This window comes from Amycolatopsis sacchari, from assembly GCF_900114035.1.
In the GTDB taxonomy this organism is placed as follows: domain Bacteria; phylum Actinomycetota; class Actinomycetes; order Mycobacteriales; family Pseudonocardiaceae; genus Amycolatopsis_E; species Amycolatopsis_E sacchari.
In genome coordinates this window covers 1-16,099 of the sequence record NZ_FORP01000017.1, presented here as the reverse complement: position 1 = coordinate 16,099, position 16,099 = coordinate 1, and the positions used below count along the sequence as shown (strand labels likewise).

Below are 16,099 nucleotides of genomic sequence, written 5' to 3'. Positions count from 1 at the left end.
GCGCTTGCTAGCCACCCACGTGCTCGGCCAGGAACCGGCGCAGCGGTTTCGGCGCCCGCCCGGTGAGACGCTGGACGGTGCCGGTCACCCGGTCCTCGCTGCCGTGCCGGATGTCCTCGTCGAGCGCGGCGAGCGCCGCCGCGAAGTCCTCGGGATACCCGGCCTCGGTGAACCGACGTGCCAGTTCCGGCGCGGTCACGTCGATGTGCCGCACGGGAACGCCGGTGACCTCGGTGTAGATCGCGGCGGCCTCGGCGTAGCTGACCGCTTCCGGCCCCGTGATCACGTGGTCGGTGTTCTCGCAGTCGTCGGCCAGCAGCAACGCCGCCGCGCACGCCGCGATGTCGGCGGGATCCACGAACGCGACCCGCCCGTCGCCGGTGGCCGTCACGATCTCACCCCGCTCGCGGATGCCGTTCGCCACGGGGTGGTCCCCGACGAAGTTCCGCATGAACCACGACGGCCGCAGCACGGCGAACTCCGGCATGATCTCCCGCACGGCCTGGTCGACCCGGCCCAGCCCGGGGTCGCCGGTCCGGACCGCCGATGAGCTGAGCAGCACGGTCCGCCGGACGCCGGCCTCCCGCGCGCGTGCCAGGAACGGCCGCACGAGGGGTTCCGGCTCGGCGACGCCGACCGGCGCGACGAGGTAGAGCCGTTCGACGCCATCGAGCGCGGCCGCGTGGGTCTCCGGGTCGGACCAGTCGAAACCGCTCCTCCGGCTGGCCGCGCGCACGGTCGCGCCCGCTTCCGTGAGCAGTCCGGTAAGCGGTTTCCCGGTGTTGCCGGTCGCCCCGGTCACGAGCACCTTCACGCTGCCCCCTCCTGCATCGCCGTCAGCTCGTCCAGCCGCCCGAGGGCGTGCCCGACGGCGAGCGGGCTCCAGTAGTCGCGGAACAGCTCGATGCCCTCGGGACCGACCTTGACCACGTTGATGTAGCGCATCCGGTACGGCCGTCCGGTGGCGCGCACCGTGCCGTCGACCTCCCACTCGACGATCAGCACGTCGGGATCGGTGGTCTCGTACCGCGTCTGCGCCACGATCCCGGTCAGGTCGATCTCGTCCACGTTGCCCATCAGGTACTCGCGGATCTGGTCGCGGCCCCGCAGCGTCGGCCAGCCGGGCGGCGCGAAGGGGAACTCGATGACCCCGTGACCGGCGAACACGTCGGCGAACCCGGCCATGTCGTGCGCCAGCAACCGCTCGTGGAGCCGGTCGACGGCTCCGTGCGCGCGCTGGCGCCGGTCCTGCACGGAGAGGTAGGCGTTCACAACTCCTCCGGAATGGTCGAAACGGTATCGTCCCGACCAGATTACCTCACCGGAACGCCTTCACCACCAGGTCGGCGACCTGGTCCAGGTACTCCGCCGTCACCGGCTCCCGGCGGACGTGCAGCCGCCAGAACACCGGCGCCGCGAACACGTCCAGCGCCAGCTCGCGGTCGAGGTCGGCGGGCAGCTCGCCCCGCTCGATCGCCCGCTCGACGATGCGCAGGCCGTGCGCCCGCCGCGGCTCGCCGAGGTGCTCGGTCAGCGCGTGCCCCAGCGCCTCGTTCTGCCGCGCCACGCCGAGCAGGTCGACGAAGATCGGCCCGAGCCGCGGGTCCTCGAACCACACCTGCACCGCGTCGAGCAGCGCGCGGACGTCCTCCCGGAACGAGCCCTTGTCCGGCACGTCCGCGAGCGGAACACCCAGCGCCGCGACGATACTCACGGCCATTTCGAGCTTCGAGGGCCAGCGGCGGTACAGCGCACTCTTGCCCACCCCGGCGCGGCGCGCCACGGCATCCATCGAAAGGCCCCGGTAGCCCTTTTCGGCCAGCTCGTCGAGCGCGGCGTCGACGATCGAATCGGTCAGGTCCTGGCGCAGTACGGCGGCCCCGGTCGGGGTCCGGCGCTTGGTCGGCTCCATGGACGGCGATTCTACCTCTGGACAGGACCGTACCGTCCTCTCTAAACTCGTCGGGACGATACGGTATCGACCTGCTTAACAACGGCAGGCCTGCGGCTCCCTCTCATCCCCCTTCTTTCTCCGGAAGGTCGCCCATGAGCACGCAACCCACCGCCCTCTCCGCCCCCGGCACCCGCACCCCGCGTGGTGCCACCGCCCTCCTCGCACTCGTCGTCCTGGACCTGACGTTCCTGGTCAACGCGCTCGACCGGCAGGTCCTGCCCGTCCTGCTCCCCGACATCCGCACCGAGTACCAGCTCTCCGCCGGCCAGAGCGGGCTGCTGTCCACCGTGTTCACCCTCGGGCTCGGTTTCGCCGGCCTGGCCTCGGGTTTCCTCACCGACCGCTTCCGGCGCAAGACCGTCATCGCGGTCGGGATCGCCGTGTTCAGCGTCGCCACCCTGCTGCAACCGCTGTCCACGGGCTTCACCACGCTGGTGACCTACCGCATCCTCTCCGGCGTCGGCGAAGGCATCCAGTACGCCGCGCTGTTCGCCGCGGTGGGGTCGTTCTTCGTGCGGCGCAAGGGATTCGCCCTCGGCAGCATCAACGTCGCCTACGGCGTCGGCGCGTTCCTCAGCCCCGTCGTCGGCACGGCCCTCGCCGACGGCTTCGGCAGCTGGCACGCACCGTTCTTCCTCTACGCCGGGCTCGGCGCACTGCTGCTGGTCGTCATGCTCGTCGTCGTGCCGCGCTGGTTCACCGAGGTGCGCACGGAACCCGCCGCCGCGATCGCGGTCCGCACGAAACTGCCCGTCAACCGCAACCTCCTCGCCTGCGCGGTGCTCGCCTTCGTCCCCGGCTTCTGCGGCTACAGCTACCTCGGTCTCTACCCGACGTACCTGCGCACGGAACTGCACTTCGGCACCGGCGAACTCGGGGTGGTGACGGGGATCTTCGCCGTCGGCTCGCTGCTGAGCATGGTGTCGGGCCCGCTCGCCGACCGCTACAACCCGCGCTGGCTGCTCGTCGCCTCCGTCGTCGGCAGCATGGTCGCCGGAGCACTGATGTTCAACCTCCACAGTGGGCCGGTCGTGCAGGCGCTGCTGTCCGTCGTGGAGGGCATCTCGCTCAGCGGGTTCCTGCTGCTGGTCACGTCGATGCTGATCCAGCGCAGCGTGCCGGTCTCCGCCGTCGGGCGCGCCACCGGGATCTTCACCCTCTCCGTCTACCTGCCCGCCGCGGTGTCCGGGTACGTCTTCGCCTCGCTCGTGCAGCGCCTCGGCTGGGGCACCGCCGCCCTGATCCAGCTGACCGCGCTGCCCGTCGTCGCCCTGATCGCCATCGCGGTGCTCGACCACCGCGTCCTGCAACCGAGGAAGGACCTGCCGTGACCGGATTCCCGCCGAACCCGGGGGACACCCTGATCTTCGAGAACGACCGGGTGCGCGTGTGGTCGATGACGCTGGCGCCCGGCCAGATGTTCGACTTCCACCAGCACCACCACGACCACGTGGTGCTCTGGCCCGACGCCGGCCTGGCGCAGGCGCAGGAACTGGGCGACGAGGACTGGGGGCTGGTGCAGGAGGCGCGCCCGGGGTTCGTCCTCTACCGCACCGTCGGCCACCGGAAACCCCTTACGCCGCACCGGATCCGCAACCTCGGCGACGAGACGGTCACGCACTACGTCGTCGAGCTCCTGGAGCGCTCCCCCAAACCCGACGCCGAACCGTGGACGTTCAACGACCGCGGCGAGATCCGCGAGGAGACCCGATGAACCTGCCCCAGACCCGCGAGGAAGTCGTCGCCAGGGCCCGCGCCCTGCGGCCCCGGCTGGCGAAGGACTCGCCCCGCATCGACGCCGAGGGCGCCGACCCGACGGAAAACCTGCGCCTGCTCGGCGAAGCCGCGCTGCACCGGATCAACGTGCCCACCGAGTTCGGGGGGCTGTGGGACGGCGGCCCCTACGGCGGCTGGCGGGAAGTCATCGAGACGATCGTGGAGATCAGCGCCGCGGACGGCTCGACCGGCCAGTGCTGGAGCACCACCGTCCTCGTCGCCCGCGAGCTGTTCGCGTCCGGCCTGCCTGCCGAAACCAAGCAGCAGCTGGCCGGCGAGCTGATCCACGAAGGTCGCCGGCTCGTCGCGTCGAACGCCGAAACCGGTGGCACGGGCCGGGTTCTCGGCAGGCGGGTGCCCGGTGGGCTCGTCGTGAACGGCACCAAGACGTTCAACACCAACAGCGGCGGGGGCGGCCGGGACCTGGCGTGCGTCAGCTTCGACCTCGACGGCGCCCGCCACCAGGCGCTGGTGCGGCTCGACGACCCGGCACTGGAACTCCGCCACGACTGGGACAACATGGGCCAGCGCGGCACGTACAGCCAGACCATCGCCTACCGCGACGTGTTCGTGCCCGACGGCTGGCACTTCGCCTCCCACCAGCCTGACCCGTACTTCCTGTGTGCGGCGATGTTGTTGCACGGCGCGCTCCTGCAGGGCATCGGCGAAGGTGCGTTCGAGGCGACGACCGCCTACCTGCGGGAGCTGAACCGGGCGAGCATGCCGAAGTTCGGTACCGCGCTGGAGGATCCGCTGATGCACCGGCAGCTCGGCGAGATGTCGAGCGAGCTGGCCGCCGCCCGCGCGCTGCTGCTCACCGTCGCCGCCGAACTCGAAGCACCTCCCGTCGACGCCGGCGAGATGGGTGTCCGCGGGTTCCGCGCGAAGGTCGCCAGCACCATGGCCGGGGTCGGGGTGTCCGCGCGCGTGCACGACCTCACCGGGGCACGCAGCACGTCGAACCGCTACCGCTTCGACCGGTTCTGGCGCAACGCCAGGACGTTCGCCTCGCACGACTCGATCGACGCGAAGAACGCGCTCATCGGGGCCTACGAGCTGTCCGGGCGGTTTCCGTCCATTTCGGACTACTTCCGGTTCTGAGGAGCGGACGTGCCCCATCCCTCGGAACTCGTGGCGCCGGTGGACTACGCGGCGCTGGCACCCGCCGGGATCACCGAACCGCGGCCGGTTTCGGTGCTGCCCGGCGCGCGGAGCTACCTCAACGTCGCCTACGCGACGATGATCGGCTGGCGGCCGCTGCGGCTGGACCTGCACGTGCCGACCGGACCGGGTCCGTACCCGGTGGTCGTCTACGCGCACGGCGGGAGTTTCGTCGGCGGCATCCCCGCGATCGGCCCGTGGCACGACCTGCCGCGGCGCGGCATCGCCGTCGCCTCGGTCGCCTACCGGCTGGCGGGCGAGGTCTCCTTCCCCGAACCCGTCGAGGACCTGCGCGCCGCCATCCGCTGGGTGCGTGCGTCGGCGGACCGGTTCGGCCTCGCGGCGGACCGGATCGCGGGCTGGGGCAGCTCGGCCGGGGGCTACCTGATGACGATGGCGGCGCTCACCGGGACCCGTCCGCTCGGCCGCGAGGTCGGCACGCACCTGGACGTATCCCCGGCGTTGTCGGCCGTGGTGGACCACTACGGCGTGGCCGATTTGGCACGTCTGCGCGAGGACGCGCACGAGAACACCGAGGAGCAGCTGCGGGCGATCGACGCGATCGTCGCGCAGTTCCTCGGGTCGTGCCCGCCCTCGGCCGCCGACCCGCTCGCGCTCGCCGGGCCGGGCGCACCACCGTTCCTGATCATGCACGGCGACGACGACCACCGGGTCGGCCTCGCGCAGAGCAAGCGCTTGCAGAAAGGGCTTTCCCGGGCGGGCGTGTCCGCGACCCTCGTGGTCGTGCCCGGGGCCGACCACGCCGCGCCGGAGTTCTCGTCGCCCGAACTCGTGGACCGCGCGGTGCGGTTCCTGTTCGAGAGCTGGGAGATGTGATGGAGCAGAGCACCTTGCGGGCCGCGTTCGCCTGCTTCCCCAGCGGCGTGACGGCCTTGTGCGCGCTGGTCGACGGCGCACCCGACGGCATGGCGGTAAGCGCTTTCACGCCGGTGTCGCTGGACCCGCCGTTGCTGGCGGTGTGCATCCAGGGCGGTTCGAAGACGTGGCGGCGCCTGCGGACGGCTCCCGCCATCGGGGTGACGGTGCTCGCCGCCGGGCACGACGCGCTGTGCCGCCGCCTGTCCGCCCCGGCCGACCGCTTCGCGGGCGTCCCCTGGACGGCGAGCCCCACGGGCGCGGTGTTCGTCGACGGCTCACCCGCGCGCTTCGACTGCGTCCTGCACGAAGAACTGCCCGCCGGGGACCACCTGATCGCCCTGCTGCGCATCCACGCGCTGGAGTTCTCCTCCGCCGGAGCGCCGCTGGTGTTCCACGGCAGCGCTTTCCGGCAGCTGGCCTAGCTGCCGGTGGCCGCCACGCCAGGCGCGGGCGCCTGGGCGTTGCCCGCGATGCCGTACCGGCCCACGGCGCCGTCGAGCTGCTCACGCAGTGCCAGCACGGTCGCCACGCGGCCGGCGGCGGTGTTCACGTTGTCCACTGTGGAGAGGATGCTCGTCGCCGAGGTGTCGGCCCTGACGACACCGATCGCACCCGTGCCCTCGGCCGACGCGGGGTCACCGGCGAGCACCGCGCCCGCACCGGACCGGTCGAGCTGCGTGGCGAAGCGGGCCAGCGTCGCGGCCTTGTCGCCCGCGCCGTCGCCGGTCGCCTGGCCGCTGGTGAGCACGACGGCGAGCTGCCCCGGGCCGATGCTGGGGCTGGGCTTGACGAACCCGCCGTCGGTGAGCCCGCTGATCGCCGCCGCGAGCTCGTCCCTTGTGGACTGCGGCTGCGCGGTGTCCTTGTTGAGCAGCAACACAGAACCCACGAGCGCCCCGGCGAGGGTGCCGGGGTCACCGGCGGTCGGGAACACCGAGCCGGCGGGCTGCAGGCGCGTCACGACCTGGCGCAGCTGGTCGGCTTTCGCGGGGTCCACGAAGGACGACGTGAGCTGCAGTTCGCCGGTGACCGTGGCCCCGGCCTGACCGATCAGCTGTTTGAGCGCGTCCCGGTCGGCGGGTTTGGCGTCCTCGGTGGTGATCAGGATGACCGACCGCTGCGCGAGCGCGCCCGCGACGACCTTCGGCCCCATCGCGCCGGCGAAGGCGTCGGCGTCGGCGAGGCGGGCGTTGAGCGCGTTGCGCTGGGCCTCCAGATCGGACACCTGGCTCGCGAGCTCGCCCTTTTCGTTGGACAGCCCGGAAAGCAGCGAACCACTGAGCGCCGTCGACCCGAGCACCACGCCGACGGCCAGTGCCAGGAACACCGCCGCGATCGAGACGATGTGGTACCGCAGAGAAATCACGCGAAAAGCCCCTTGACCCAGCTGGTGAACGAATTCCAGGTGTCGCGGATCCAGTCGAGGTACACGCTGCCGACGTCGGACATCAGCAGCGCGACGGCCACGGCCACGAGCGCGGCGACGACGAGCAGCACGATCGCGCCGAGGGAGACGCGGCTGCGGTGCAGTGCGGCGACGGCCTTGCCGTCCACCAGTTTCGTGCCCAGTTTGAGGCGCGTGAGGAAGGTGGACGGGTTGGAGCCGGAGCGGCCGTGGTCGAGGAACTCCGCCAGTGTCGCCTGGAAGCCGACCGTGACGACGAGGCTCGCCTCGTGCGTGTCGGCGAGCAGCAGCGCCAGGTCCTCCGGGTTGCCGGAGGCCGGGAAGGTGACGGCGCCGATGCCGAGGTCCTGGATCCGCGTGACGCCCGGCGCGTGCCCGTCGGGTTGCGCCGGGACGACGACCTCGGCCCCGCACTTGAGGGTTTCGGCGTCGATGCCGTTGGGGTCGCCGACGATGATGTCGGGCTGGTACTTCAGCTCGCGCAGCGTGTCGGCGCCACCGTCCACACCGACCAGTACGGGCCGGTGCTCGGCGATGTACTTCTTGAGGGCCTTGAGGTCCGCGGCGTGGCCCTTGCCGGGCGCGACGACGAGGACGTGCCGGTCGCGCAGCGGCACCCGCACCTTGGGCACGCCGACGCCGTCGAGGATGAGTGTCCGTTCGCGACGGAGGAACTCGATCGTGTTGGCGGAGAAGGCTTCCAGCTGGGTGGACATCCCGGCCTTGGCCTCGATCATCTGGTCGGCGACGCTCTCGCGGGTCTGCTCGGTGCCGGCGGCGATGCGGCGTTCCCCGATGTACAGGACGCCCTCGTGCAGCCGGACCTTGGTGCCGTCCTTGAGCCGCCGCAGCACTTCGCCGCCCACGCCGTCAACGAGGGGAATGCCCGCGCCGACGACCACTTCGGGCCCCAGGTTGGGAAAACGCCCCGAGATCGAGGGCGACGCGTTGACGACCGCCGCGACCTCGGCCTCGACGAGCGCATCGGCCGTCGCGCGGTCCAGGTCGAGCTGGTCCAGCACGACGATGTCACCCGGACTGACGCGGCGCAGAAGCTCCCGGGTCCGCCGGTCCACCCGGGCGACGCCGGTGATGCCGGGGAGGGACTCCGTGTGGCGCGTCAGCAGTCCGGTCAGCTTCATGAGTCCGATAGTGACAAACGGATCAGCGCTGACGCGGACAACACGCCGTAGTGACGCCTGTTTCCGAGCGTGATCTCCGCCGTGTTTCCGCTGGTACCCACGGCCGTGACCGCGGCGCCGGCGGCGCGGAAGCCCCCGTGGACCTGGGGATGGGGGGATTTCGGAGGGGCCTGACGCCGCATCCGGCGACCGCAGGCCTCATCGTCCTCGGTTACGCGGGTGGTCTGTGCCGAGCGGCACCGGTGGCCATTCGCCACGCCCACGCCCAGCGTGGCGCCGGGTCGCCCGGCAGTCCCTGCCCGAATCCAAAGCCGTCGCCGCAAGGCAGCGTTGCACCTGACCGAAGTGTCCGACCCCGGCAACCGCCAGCCGCAGCCGCCCCGGGCAGCCGCCGCGCGGCAAACAGCCGCCCCCCGGCAACCCCCTACTTCTTCCGCTTCCGCCCCCCGTCGCCCTTCTTGCCGGGCCTCGCGGCGGCCGCCTTGTCGGCCTCCGCTACCGCGAGCAGTTCCTCCGCGTGCGCCCGGCCGGTCTCGGTGCCCTCCATCCCGGCGAGCATCCGCGCCAGCTCCTGCACCCGCTCGGACTGCTCCAGCGTCTTCACCCCGCTGCGCGTGATCCCCTCCGCGGTGCCCTTGTCCACCACCAGGTGCCGGTCCGCGAACGCCGCCACCTGCGGCAGGTGCGTGACCACCAGCACCTGGTGGCTCCGCGCGAGCCGCGCCAGGCGGCGGCCGATCTCGACCGCCGCGCGGCCGCCGACCCCGGCGTCCACCTCGTCGAACACCAGTGTCTGCACGGTGTCCGCGTGCGCGAGCACGACCTCGATCGCCAGCATGACGCGCGACAGCTCACCGCCCGACGCCGCCTTGTGCACGGGCAGCGGTGGCGCCGCCGAATGCGCCCGCAGGAGCAGCTCGACCTCGTCGATCCCGCCGCCACCCGCGTGCACCAGCTCGCCTTCGACCTCCAGCGCCTGCGGATCCCCGGCTTCGGCGGGCCGCCGCTGCACCGTGACGTCGATCTGCGCCTGCCCCATCGCCAGCCCGGCCAGCTCCGCCGTGACAGCCGAGGCCAGCTCGGTCGCCGCCGCGGCACGCGCCTTCGACAACGTCGAGGCGTGCTCGGCCAGCCGCGCCGCCAGCTCGTCCCGCCGCGCGGCGAGCTCGGCAAGCGCTTCCTCGGACGTGTCCATGCCGGCGAGCCGCGTGCGCGCGTCCTCCGCCCACGCCAGCACACCGTCGATGTCGGCCGCATACTTGCGCGTCAGCTTCTTCAGCTCGGACTGCCGCGCGAGCACCTGCTCGAGCCGCTCCGGATCGGCGTCCAGCGCGTCGAGGTAACCGCCCAGCTCGGCGCCCACGTCCGACAGCAGCACCGCGGCCTCCGCCAGCCGTGGTTCGAGGTCACGCAGCGCCGGGTCCTCCGCCGCCGCGAGCCGTCGCCGCGCCTCCCCCACCAGGCCCAGCGCGCCGGGCTGGTCCGGGTCGCCGTCGGCCGCTCCGGACACCGCGGCCTGCGCCCAGCTCGCCGCCTCCCGCAGTTCGTCGGCCGCGGCGAGGCGCTTGATCTGCTCGGCCAGCTCCGCGTCCTCACCGGCCTGCGGGTCGACCGCCGCGATCTCGTCGAGCCCGTGCCGCAGCAGGTCGGCCTGCTGCGCCAGCTCACGGGACCGGCTCTGCCGCTCGGCCAGCTCGTGCACCACCGCCTGCCACTCGTCCCGCACCTCGCGGTAGCGCGCGAGCGGCTCGGCCACGGCCTCCCCGGCGAAGCGGTCCAGCACGTCCCGCTGCTCGGTCGGCCGCAGCAGGCGCAGCTGGTCGTTCTGCCCGTGCACGGCCAGCAGCCGGTCGGCCAGGTCGGACAGCACGCTCACCGGCACCGACCGCCCACCCAGGTGCGCGCGCGACCGCCCGTCGGCGCTCACCGAGCGCATGGTGATGAGACTGCCGTCCTCGTCGGGCTCGCCGCCCGCGTCGGCGACGATCCGGGCGACGTGCTCGGCGAGCACGCCCTCGAACCGGCCCTCGACGACGGCGCGCCCGGACCCGTTCCGGACCTTCGAGGCCTCCGCGCGGCCTCCGGACAGCAGGTGCAGCCCGGTGACCACCATCGTCTTGCCGGCTCCGGTCTCGCCGGTGACCACGGTGAATCCCGGGTGCAGTTCGAGCAGGGCGTCCTCGATCACTCCGAGGCCCTGGATGCGCATCTCGGCCAGCACGGGGACCACCGTAGCGGGAGGGACCGACAATTTGTCGGTCAGCCTTGGTGTCTTTCGCGCCAACTTTTCACGGGCAACGCGAACTTGTGCACGAGCCGGTCCGTGAACGGCCCCGACCACAGCCGCGCCAGCCGCACCGGGACGCGCCCCGCCACGACCCGCACCCGCGCCCCCTTCGGCAACGCGATGTGCCGCATCCCGTCGCAGGTCAGGACCGCCGAAGAGCCGTCGGGGTCGATCCCGACCGTGATCACGGAGTCCCGGGACACCACGAGCGGGCGCGCGAACATCGCGTGCGCGTTGCTCGGCACCACCAGCAGCGCCTCGACGTCCGGCCAGATGATCGGCCCGCCCGCGGAGAACGCGTAAGCGGTGGATCCGGTCGGCGTGGCGCACAGGACGCCGTCGCAGCCGAACGACGACACCGGCCGCCCGTCCACCTCGATCAACGCGTCGAGCACCCGTTCGCGTGAGCTCTTCTCGACGCTCGCCTCGTTGAGCGCCCACGTGTCGGCGACCGGTTCACCGTCGAGGGTCACGGTGACGTCGATCGTCATCCGCTCTTCGACGGTGTAGTCGCGGGCCACCACGCGGTGCACGGTGTCCTCCAGCGCGTCGGAGTCGGCCTCGGTGAGGAACCCGACGCGGCCGAGGTTGACGCCCAGCACCGGCACGCCCGCGGGACGCGCGATCTCCGCCGCGCGCAGCAGCGTGCCGTCGCCGCCGAGCACGAGCACCAGCTCGGCACCGGCGGCGGGGTGGTCGTGCGGTGCGACCAGGCGGCAGAGCGAGCCGTCGCCGCCCTGCTGGATGAGGTCGCGCACGTCGTCCTCGGTCACGCGCAGCCCGATCCCCGCGTCCGCGAGCTGGGCGGCGACCTTGCGGGCCGCGTCGCGCGTCGCGTTCCGGTCGGGGTGCACGACGAGCAGCACCTCGCGCTCAACCGTCACTGGGGACCCTCTCCGACAGCCGTCCGCACGAGCCCCTCGACGTCGTCCACTGTGGACTCCTCGCGGCGCAGCCAGGCGAAGTACTCGACGTTGCCCGAGGGCCCCGGCAGCGGGCTGGCGACGACACCGTGCGGGTGCAGGCCCAGTTCTCGCGCCGCGGCCAGCACCTCCAGCACCGCCTGGACGCGCAGTTCGGGGTCGCGGACGACGCCTCCGCTGCCCAGCCGTTCCTTGCCGACCTCGAACTGCGGTTTGACCATCGGCACGAGGTCGGCGTCGGGGTGCGTGCACGCCACGAGCGCGGGCAGCACGAGCCGCAGCGAGATGAACGACAGGTCGCCGACGACGAGGTCCACCGGCCCGCCCGTCTGCTCCGGGGTCAGGCTGCGCACGTTCGTCTTGTCCAGCACGACCACGCGTTCGTCGGTCTGCAGCCGCCAGTCCAGCAGCCCGCGCCCCACGTCGGCCGCGACGACGCTCGCCGCACCCCGCCGCAGCAGCACGTCGGTGAAGCCCCCGGTGGACGCGCCGGCGTCGAGGCAGCGCTTGCCCTCGACCGTCAGGCCGCGGGGCTCGAAGGCCTCCAGCGCGCCGAGCAGCTTGTAGGCGCCGCGGGACGCCCAGTTCGGGTCGTCGCCGCCGCGCACGACGATGGCGGCCCCCGCTTCCACGCCGGTGGCGGGTTTGGTGGCGACCATGCCGCGCACGGTGACCTTGCCCTCGCTGATCAGCGTGCTCGCGTGCTCACGGGAGCGGGCGAGGCCCCGGCGGACCAGTTCGGCGTCGAGGCGGGCCCTGCGGGGCATCGGTCAGACCCTGTCGATGGCGGACAGGGCAGCCGTGAGCTGGGAGTGGACCGCGTCGAAACGCTCGACGTGCTCGGCGAGCGGAACCTGGTCCAGGTTCTCGAGCCCGGCCATGGCCTCGTCGATGCCGGCGCGCGGGTCCACCTGCTGCGGTGGCGGTCCAGGCACGGGGCGTTGGTGTTGCACGGTCACCACGCTAACGGATTGGTCATGGGGCGTGCGTGAGCCCCAGCTCGCCCAGCGCTGTGGCGGCAAGATCGTCCCCAGCACGGACAGCCGTGACGCCGGATTGCCACGCTTCGTGACACAACGCCCGCAGCAGACCGTACGCGTCGCCGGGCCCCTTGCCCGTCGCCACGAGCGTCTCGCCGTCGACCTCGACCTGCCAGCCCTTCTGCGGACCGGGTGCGAGGTCATCGGCGGGCTCGTCGAGCGCGCCGAGGTCCTGGGCGACGTACGTCGGCCGCTCTTCCGGCACCGCGGCGAGCAACGACGCGGGCGTCGCGACCCCCGTGAGCACGAGGAGCGAATCGACGCCCGCGGTGATGGCTCCGGCGATGTCGGTGTCGAGCCGGTCGCCGACGGCCAGTGGCCTGGACGCCCCGGCCGACTGCGCGGCGGTGTGGAACAGCGGCGCGGCGGGCTTGCCCGCGACGACGGGTTCGGCGTCGGTGGCGGTCCGGAGGGCCGCGACCATGGCGCCGTTGCCGGGCAGCAGGCCACGCTCGGTCGGCAGGGTCGCGTCGACGTTGCACGCCACCCACAGCGCCCCGGCGCGGATGGCCAGTGCGGCTTCGGCGAGGTGCTTCCAGCCGGTCTCGGTCCAGTGCCCCTGCACGACGGCGGCGACGTGCTCGCTCACCTGCCGGACCGGGGTCAGGCCGGCGGCCTCGACCTCCGCCTCGAGGGCGGGCGCGCCGACGACGAGCACCTGCGCGCCGCCGGGCAGGCGCTCGCGGAGCACCTTCGCGGCGGCCTGTGCACTGGTGCTGACTTCGCTGACGTCGGCCTCGATCGCCATGCCGCGCAACGTCTCCGCGACGGCCTCAGGCGCGCGGGAGGCGTTGTTGGTGACGAACCGGACGGCGATGCCCCGGTCCCGCAACGCACGAATGGCGTCGGCGACGCCCGGGATCGGCTCGGGGCCGTGGTAGACGGTGCCGTCGAGATCGAACAACAGCACGTCGTACCCGGCCGCGAGCCCCTCTCCGTCAGACGCCATCCGGCCGCTCCCCGGCGTCCCTCGGCCCGGCTTCGCGCTCGGAGTCCTGCGCCTGCTGGCCGGGTTCGGCGGTGTCAGCCGCTTCGGGGGTGCCGTCGGTCGCTTCGCCCGTGGGACCGCCCGGCTCGTCGGCGGTGGCGTCAGCCGCCGCGCTCGCGCTTTCGCCCGGCTCGTCCGCCGTCTCAGCCACGTCGCCCGCGATCTCGGCCGCCTCGGCCGCGCTGTCGTCCAGCTCGTCCGCCGCCTCAGCCACGTCGCCCGGCTCAGCCACGTCGCCCGGCTCGGTTGCGTCGCCCGCCTCGGCCGCACTGTCACCCAGCTCGCCCGCCTCGGCCGCGTCGTCGCCCAGCTCGTCGGCGCTGTCGTCCAGCTCGTCGGCGGCGTCGGCCGCCTCGTCGCTGTCGGCGTCCGCGAGGTCGTCCAGCTCCTCGGCCGATTCGTCCTGCTCGGTGATGTCTTCACCGGCGGCGAGGGCGGCCGCGCGGTCGGCGGCGTCGGTCTCCTCGTCCTCGTCGGCCTCGGCGGCGTTCAGGAACCAGCGGATGGCCTCTTCCTCACGCCCCGCGGCAGCGAGGTTGTCCGCGTAGGCGTAGAAGAGCCGTGCGCTCCACGGGTCACGCTTCTTCGCGTCGAGGTCCGGCCCCTGCAGGGAGACGACCGCCGCGTCGAGCTGCCCCATGTCCCGCCGCGCACCGGCGGCGACGATCCGCAGTTCGACCTCGACTTCGCGCGGCAGGTCGCTGCCCGCGGCCTCCCGCGCGAGGTCCAGCGCCCGCTCGGGACGCCCGAGCGCGCGCTCGGCGTCGGCGATCACCGCGATGTGCGTGTCGGTCCGGGTCATCCGGCGGACGGCACGCAGCTCCGACAGCGCCTCCGCCCAGTGACCCGCGTGGTACGAAACCAGCCCGAGCGCCTCACGCACGATCGGCACGCGAGAAGCCTTCGCCTTCGCGTAGCGGGCGTGCTCGAGCGCGGCCTCCGGATCGGTGTCGATCAGGCCGCCCGCGGCGACCAGGTGCTTGCCGACGGTCTCCGCCAGGTTCCGGGGCAGCGTCCGCAGCTCGCGCCGGGCTTCCTCGTCCAGGTCGGTGAAGTCGATGTCCTCCGGCAGCTCCGGCGCCTCGAGCAGTTCCCTGGCGAGCGCGGCGTCGTCGAGCGGCTTGTCGGACGACTTCGGCGTGAACGACTTCCGAGGGCCGGCGGCCCGCCGGTCGTCACCGCGGCCCCGCTCGGGACGGCGGTCCTCGCCACGCTCGGCATCCGGCCGGCGGTTGTACTCACGGAGCCCGCGCCGGTCGTCGCCACGACCGCGGTTGTCCTCACGCCGCCCGAACTGCCGCTCGCCGCGGTTGTCACCGCGGCTGTCCGAACGGCGGCTGTCACCGCGTTCGTCGAACCGGCGGCCGCCACGGTTGTCGGCCCGCTCGTCGAAACGCCGGTTCCCGCCGCGGTCGTCGGAACGACGGTTGTCGCCACGCTCATCGAACCGGCGGTTGCCACCGCGGTCGTCGAAGCGGCGGTCGCCGGAACGGTCGTTGAAGCGGCGGTTGTCCCCACGCTCGCCGGGCTTGCGGTCGAACCGCCCGGCACCGCGGTCCTGGTAGCCACGACGGAAGTCGTCCCGGTCGTTGGAGCGCCGGTTGCCCTCACGCTCGGTGCGGCGGTCGTCGAAGGAGCGGTTCTGGCCGCGGAACCCGCCACGGTCGTCCCGGCGGTCGCGGTTCCAGTCCGGCCGGTCACCGCGCTCGTTCGGACGTCCCGGGCGACCCCCGCGCTCGGTCCCACGGCCCCCGCGGTCACCCCGGTCGTTCCACCGGCCCCCGCGCTCGTCCTGGCGGCCGCCGCGGTCATTCCACCGGCCACCCCGATCGTTGGGACGGCCTCCACTGTCACCGCGGTCGTTCCAACGGCCACCACGGTCCCCGCCACGGTCGTTCGGACGGCCTCCGCCGTCGCCACCGCGCTCATTCCAGCGACCGCCACGGTCGTTCGCACGGCCATCCCGGCCGCCGCGGCCCTGGCGCTCGCCACGCTCGTCGTTCCACCGCGGCCGATCCTGCTGCCGGCCGGGACGGTCGCCACCGCGCCGGTCGTCGAACCTGCCGCCGGAACGGTTGTCGTCGCCGCGCCGGCGGTCGTCGCGGTCTCCGCCGCCCGACCTGCCACTGTCGCGGTTCCACCCACCGGACCGGTTGCCGTCACGGTCCTGGTAACGCGGGCGACCGCTGTTACCGCGGTCGCGGTCGTACTGTCCGGCACCGCCGTCGCCGAACCCCCGCCTCTCACCACGCGGAGCGTCGGAACGGCGCCTGTCGGGCCCCGAGTCACGGCGTCGCGGGCGATCGGACGCGGCGCCTTCTTCTGCGTCGCGCCGTCCGAACTCCGCCACCTGTTCCTCCTACTGTTGCTGAATATCTGATCTTGAACATGCACAAAGGGCCCGCCAGGAGCAGCCAAACGGCTATCCTAGCGGGCCCTTCGGAAAAGAAGTTCGGCGGTGTCCTACTCTCCCACACCCTCACGAGTGCAGTACCATCGGCGCTGGCAGGCTTAGCTTCCGGGTTCGGAATGGGACCGGGCGTT

The 16,099-nt window shown here is 72.7% G+C and carries 17 protein-coding genes and 1 rRNA gene; 6 read left to right on the top strand and 12 right to left on the bottom strand.

Translation table 11 applies throughout. The annotated features are described in order from the left end of the window. Window positions 1-7: 7 nt before the first annotated feature. From BMZ92_RS24880 to BMZ92_RS24870, 3 genes are read right to left on the bottom strand one after another with little or no spacing between them, the layout of a single operon-like run. On the bottom strand, window positions 8-814 hold the full coding sequence (locus BMZ92_RS24880; protein WP_091512093.1) for a Rossmann-fold NAD(P)-binding domain-containing protein: 807 nt from the start codon (window positions 812-814) through the stop codon (window positions 8-10). After that, window positions 811-1,272 carry a nuclear transport factor 2 family protein gene (locus BMZ92_RS24875; protein ID WP_245783235.1) on the bottom strand — a complete coding sequence of 154 codons (462 nt, stop codon included), beginning with the start codon at window positions 1,270-1,272 and terminating at the stop codon, window positions 811-813. Before BMZ92_RS24875 ends, BMZ92_RS24880 begins: the two co-directional genes overlap by 4 nt. A 46-nt stretch (window positions 1,273-1,318) precedes the next feature. Further along, window positions 1,319-1,912, bottom strand: coding sequence for a TetR/AcrR family transcriptional regulator (locus BMZ92_RS24870; protein WP_091512090.1), 594 nt, complete (start codon window positions 1,910-1,912; stop codon window positions 1,319-1,321). A 134-nt stretch (window positions 1,913-2,046) separates the two neighbouring features. On the opposite strand from BMZ92_RS24870, the gene BMZ92_RS24865 reads away from it, so the two are divergent. From BMZ92_RS24865 to BMZ92_RS24845, 5 genes are read left to right on the top strand one after another with little or no spacing between them, the layout of a single operon-like run. Further along, entirely contained in the window at window positions 2,047-3,285 is a 1,239-nt protein-coding gene (locus tag BMZ92_RS24865; RefSeq protein WP_091512088.1) for an MFS transporter, read from the top strand. Beyond that, a complete protein-coding gene (locus BMZ92_RS24860; RefSeq protein WP_091512086.1) occupies window positions 3,282-3,668 on the top strand; it encodes a hypothetical protein in 387 nt (128 codons plus the stop codon). Before BMZ92_RS24865 ends, BMZ92_RS24860 begins: the two co-directional genes overlap by 4 nt. Further along, entirely contained in the window at window positions 3,665-4,831 is a 1,167-nt protein-coding gene (locus BMZ92_RS24855; RefSeq protein WP_091512083.1) for an acyl-CoA dehydrogenase family protein, read from the top strand. Before BMZ92_RS24860 ends, BMZ92_RS24855 begins: the two co-directional genes overlap by 4 nt. 9 nt (window positions 4,832-4,840) lie before the next feature. Further along, entirely contained in the window at window positions 4,841-5,728 is an 888-nt protein-coding gene (locus tag BMZ92_RS24850) for an alpha/beta hydrolase (RefSeq protein WP_091512081.1), read from the top strand. Further along, entirely contained in the window at window positions 5,728-6,192 is a 465-nt protein-coding gene (locus BMZ92_RS24845; protein ID WP_091512079.1) for a flavin reductase family protein, read from the top strand. Before BMZ92_RS24850 ends, BMZ92_RS24845 begins: the two co-directional genes overlap by 1 nt. Here the strand turns inward: BMZ92_RS24845 and BMZ92_RS24840 are convergent. The 8 genes from BMZ92_RS24840 to BMZ92_RS38290 all read right to left on the bottom strand — a co-directional run bounded on the left by BMZ92_RS24840 (window position 6,189) and on the right by BMZ92_RS38290 (window position 14,447). Beyond that, window positions 6,189-7,136 carry a copper transporter gene (locus BMZ92_RS24840; RefSeq protein WP_091512077.1) on the bottom strand — a complete coding sequence of 316 codons (948 nt, stop codon included), beginning with the start codon at window positions 7,134-7,136 and terminating at the stop codon, window positions 6,189-6,191. The two genes, BMZ92_RS24845 and BMZ92_RS24840, sit on opposite strands and share 4 nt — an antisense overlap. Continuing rightward, window positions 7,133-8,317 carry a putative cytokinetic ring protein SteA gene (gene steA, locus BMZ92_RS24835; protein WP_091512075.1) on the bottom strand — a complete coding sequence of 395 codons (1,185 nt, stop codon included), beginning with the start codon at window positions 8,315-8,317 and terminating at the stop codon, window positions 7,133-7,135. Before steA ends, BMZ92_RS24840 begins: the two co-directional genes overlap by 4 nt. A gap of 424 nt (window positions 8,318-8,741) precedes the next feature. Next, entirely contained in the window at window positions 8,742-10,538 is a 1,797-nt protein-coding gene (gene recN, locus BMZ92_RS24830; RefSeq protein WP_091512073.1) for a DNA repair protein RecN, read from the bottom strand. A 38-nt stretch (window positions 10,539-10,576) separates the two neighbouring features. Further along, window positions 10,577-11,488 carry an NAD kinase gene (locus BMZ92_RS24825; RefSeq protein ID WP_091512071.1) on the bottom strand — a complete coding sequence of 304 codons (912 nt, stop codon included), beginning with the start codon at window positions 11,486-11,488 and terminating at the stop codon, window positions 10,577-10,579. Further along, window positions 11,485-12,294 carry a TlyA family RNA methyltransferase gene (locus tag BMZ92_RS24820; RefSeq protein ID WP_091512068.1) on the bottom strand — a complete coding sequence of 270 codons (810 nt, stop codon included), beginning with the start codon at window positions 12,292-12,294 and terminating at the stop codon, window positions 11,485-11,487. The genes BMZ92_RS24825 and BMZ92_RS24820 overlap by 4 nt, the downstream gene beginning before the upstream one ends. A gap of 3 nt (window positions 12,295-12,297) precedes the next feature. Then, on the bottom strand, window positions 12,298-12,489 hold the full coding sequence (locus BMZ92_RS24815) for a hypothetical protein (protein WP_091512063.1): 192 nt from the start codon (window positions 12,487-12,489) through the stop codon (window positions 12,298-12,300). A gap of 13 nt (window positions 12,490-12,502) precedes the next feature. Continuing rightward, on the bottom strand, window positions 12,503-13,516 hold the full coding sequence (locus BMZ92_RS24810) for an HAD-IIA family hydrolase (protein ID WP_091512061.1): 1,014 nt from the start codon (window positions 13,514-13,516) through the stop codon (window positions 12,503-12,505). Next, entirely contained in the window at window positions 13,506-14,447 is a 942-nt protein-coding gene (locus tag BMZ92_RS38290) for an ICP22 family protein (protein WP_245783234.1), read from the bottom strand. The genes BMZ92_RS24810 and BMZ92_RS38290 overlap by 11 nt, the downstream gene beginning before the upstream one ends. 30 nt (window positions 14,448-14,477) lie before the next feature. On the opposite strand from BMZ92_RS38290, the gene BMZ92_RS38285 reads away from it, so the two are divergent. Next, window positions 14,478-15,935: a hypothetical protein gene (locus tag BMZ92_RS38285; RefSeq protein WP_245783233.1), complete on the top strand. Its 1,458-nt coding sequence runs from the start codon at window positions 14,478-14,480 to the stop codon at window positions 15,933-15,935. Between the two features lie 70 nt (window positions 15,936-16,005). Here BMZ92_RS38285 and rrf read toward each other — a convergent pair. Further along, window positions 16,006-16,099: ribosomal RNA gene (gene rrf / locus BMZ92_RS24800) — 5S ribosomal RNA — on the bottom strand; the annotation flags it as partial.

Coding starts and splice junctions, on each gene's coding strand:
- steA (WP_091512075.1), bottom strand. CDS start 8,317: ATGAAGCTGACCGGACTGCTGACGCGCCACACGGAGTCCCTCCCCGGC.
- BMZ92_RS24845 (WP_091512079.1), top strand. CDS start 5,728: ATGGAGCAGAGCACCTTGCGGGCCGCGTTCGCCTGCTTCCCCAGCGGC.
- BMZ92_RS24810 (WP_091512061.1), bottom strand. CDS start 13,516: ATGGCGTCTGACGGAGAGGGGCTCGCGGCCGGGTACGACGTGCTGTTG.
- BMZ92_RS24820 (WP_091512068.1), bottom strand. CDS start 12,294: ATGCCCCGCAGGGCCCGCCTCGACGCCGAACTGGTCCGCCGGGGCCTC.
- BMZ92_RS24870 (WP_091512090.1), bottom strand. CDS start 1,912: ATGGAGCCGACCAAGCGCCGGACCCCGACCGGGGCCGCCGTACTGCGC.
- BMZ92_RS24855 (WP_091512083.1), top strand. CDS start 3,665: ATGAACCTGCCCCAGACCCGCGAGGAAGTCGTCGCCAGGGCCCGCGCC.
- BMZ92_RS24865 (WP_091512088.1), top strand. CDS start 2,047: ATGAGCACGCAACCCACCGCCCTCTCCGCCCCCGGCACCCGCACCCCG.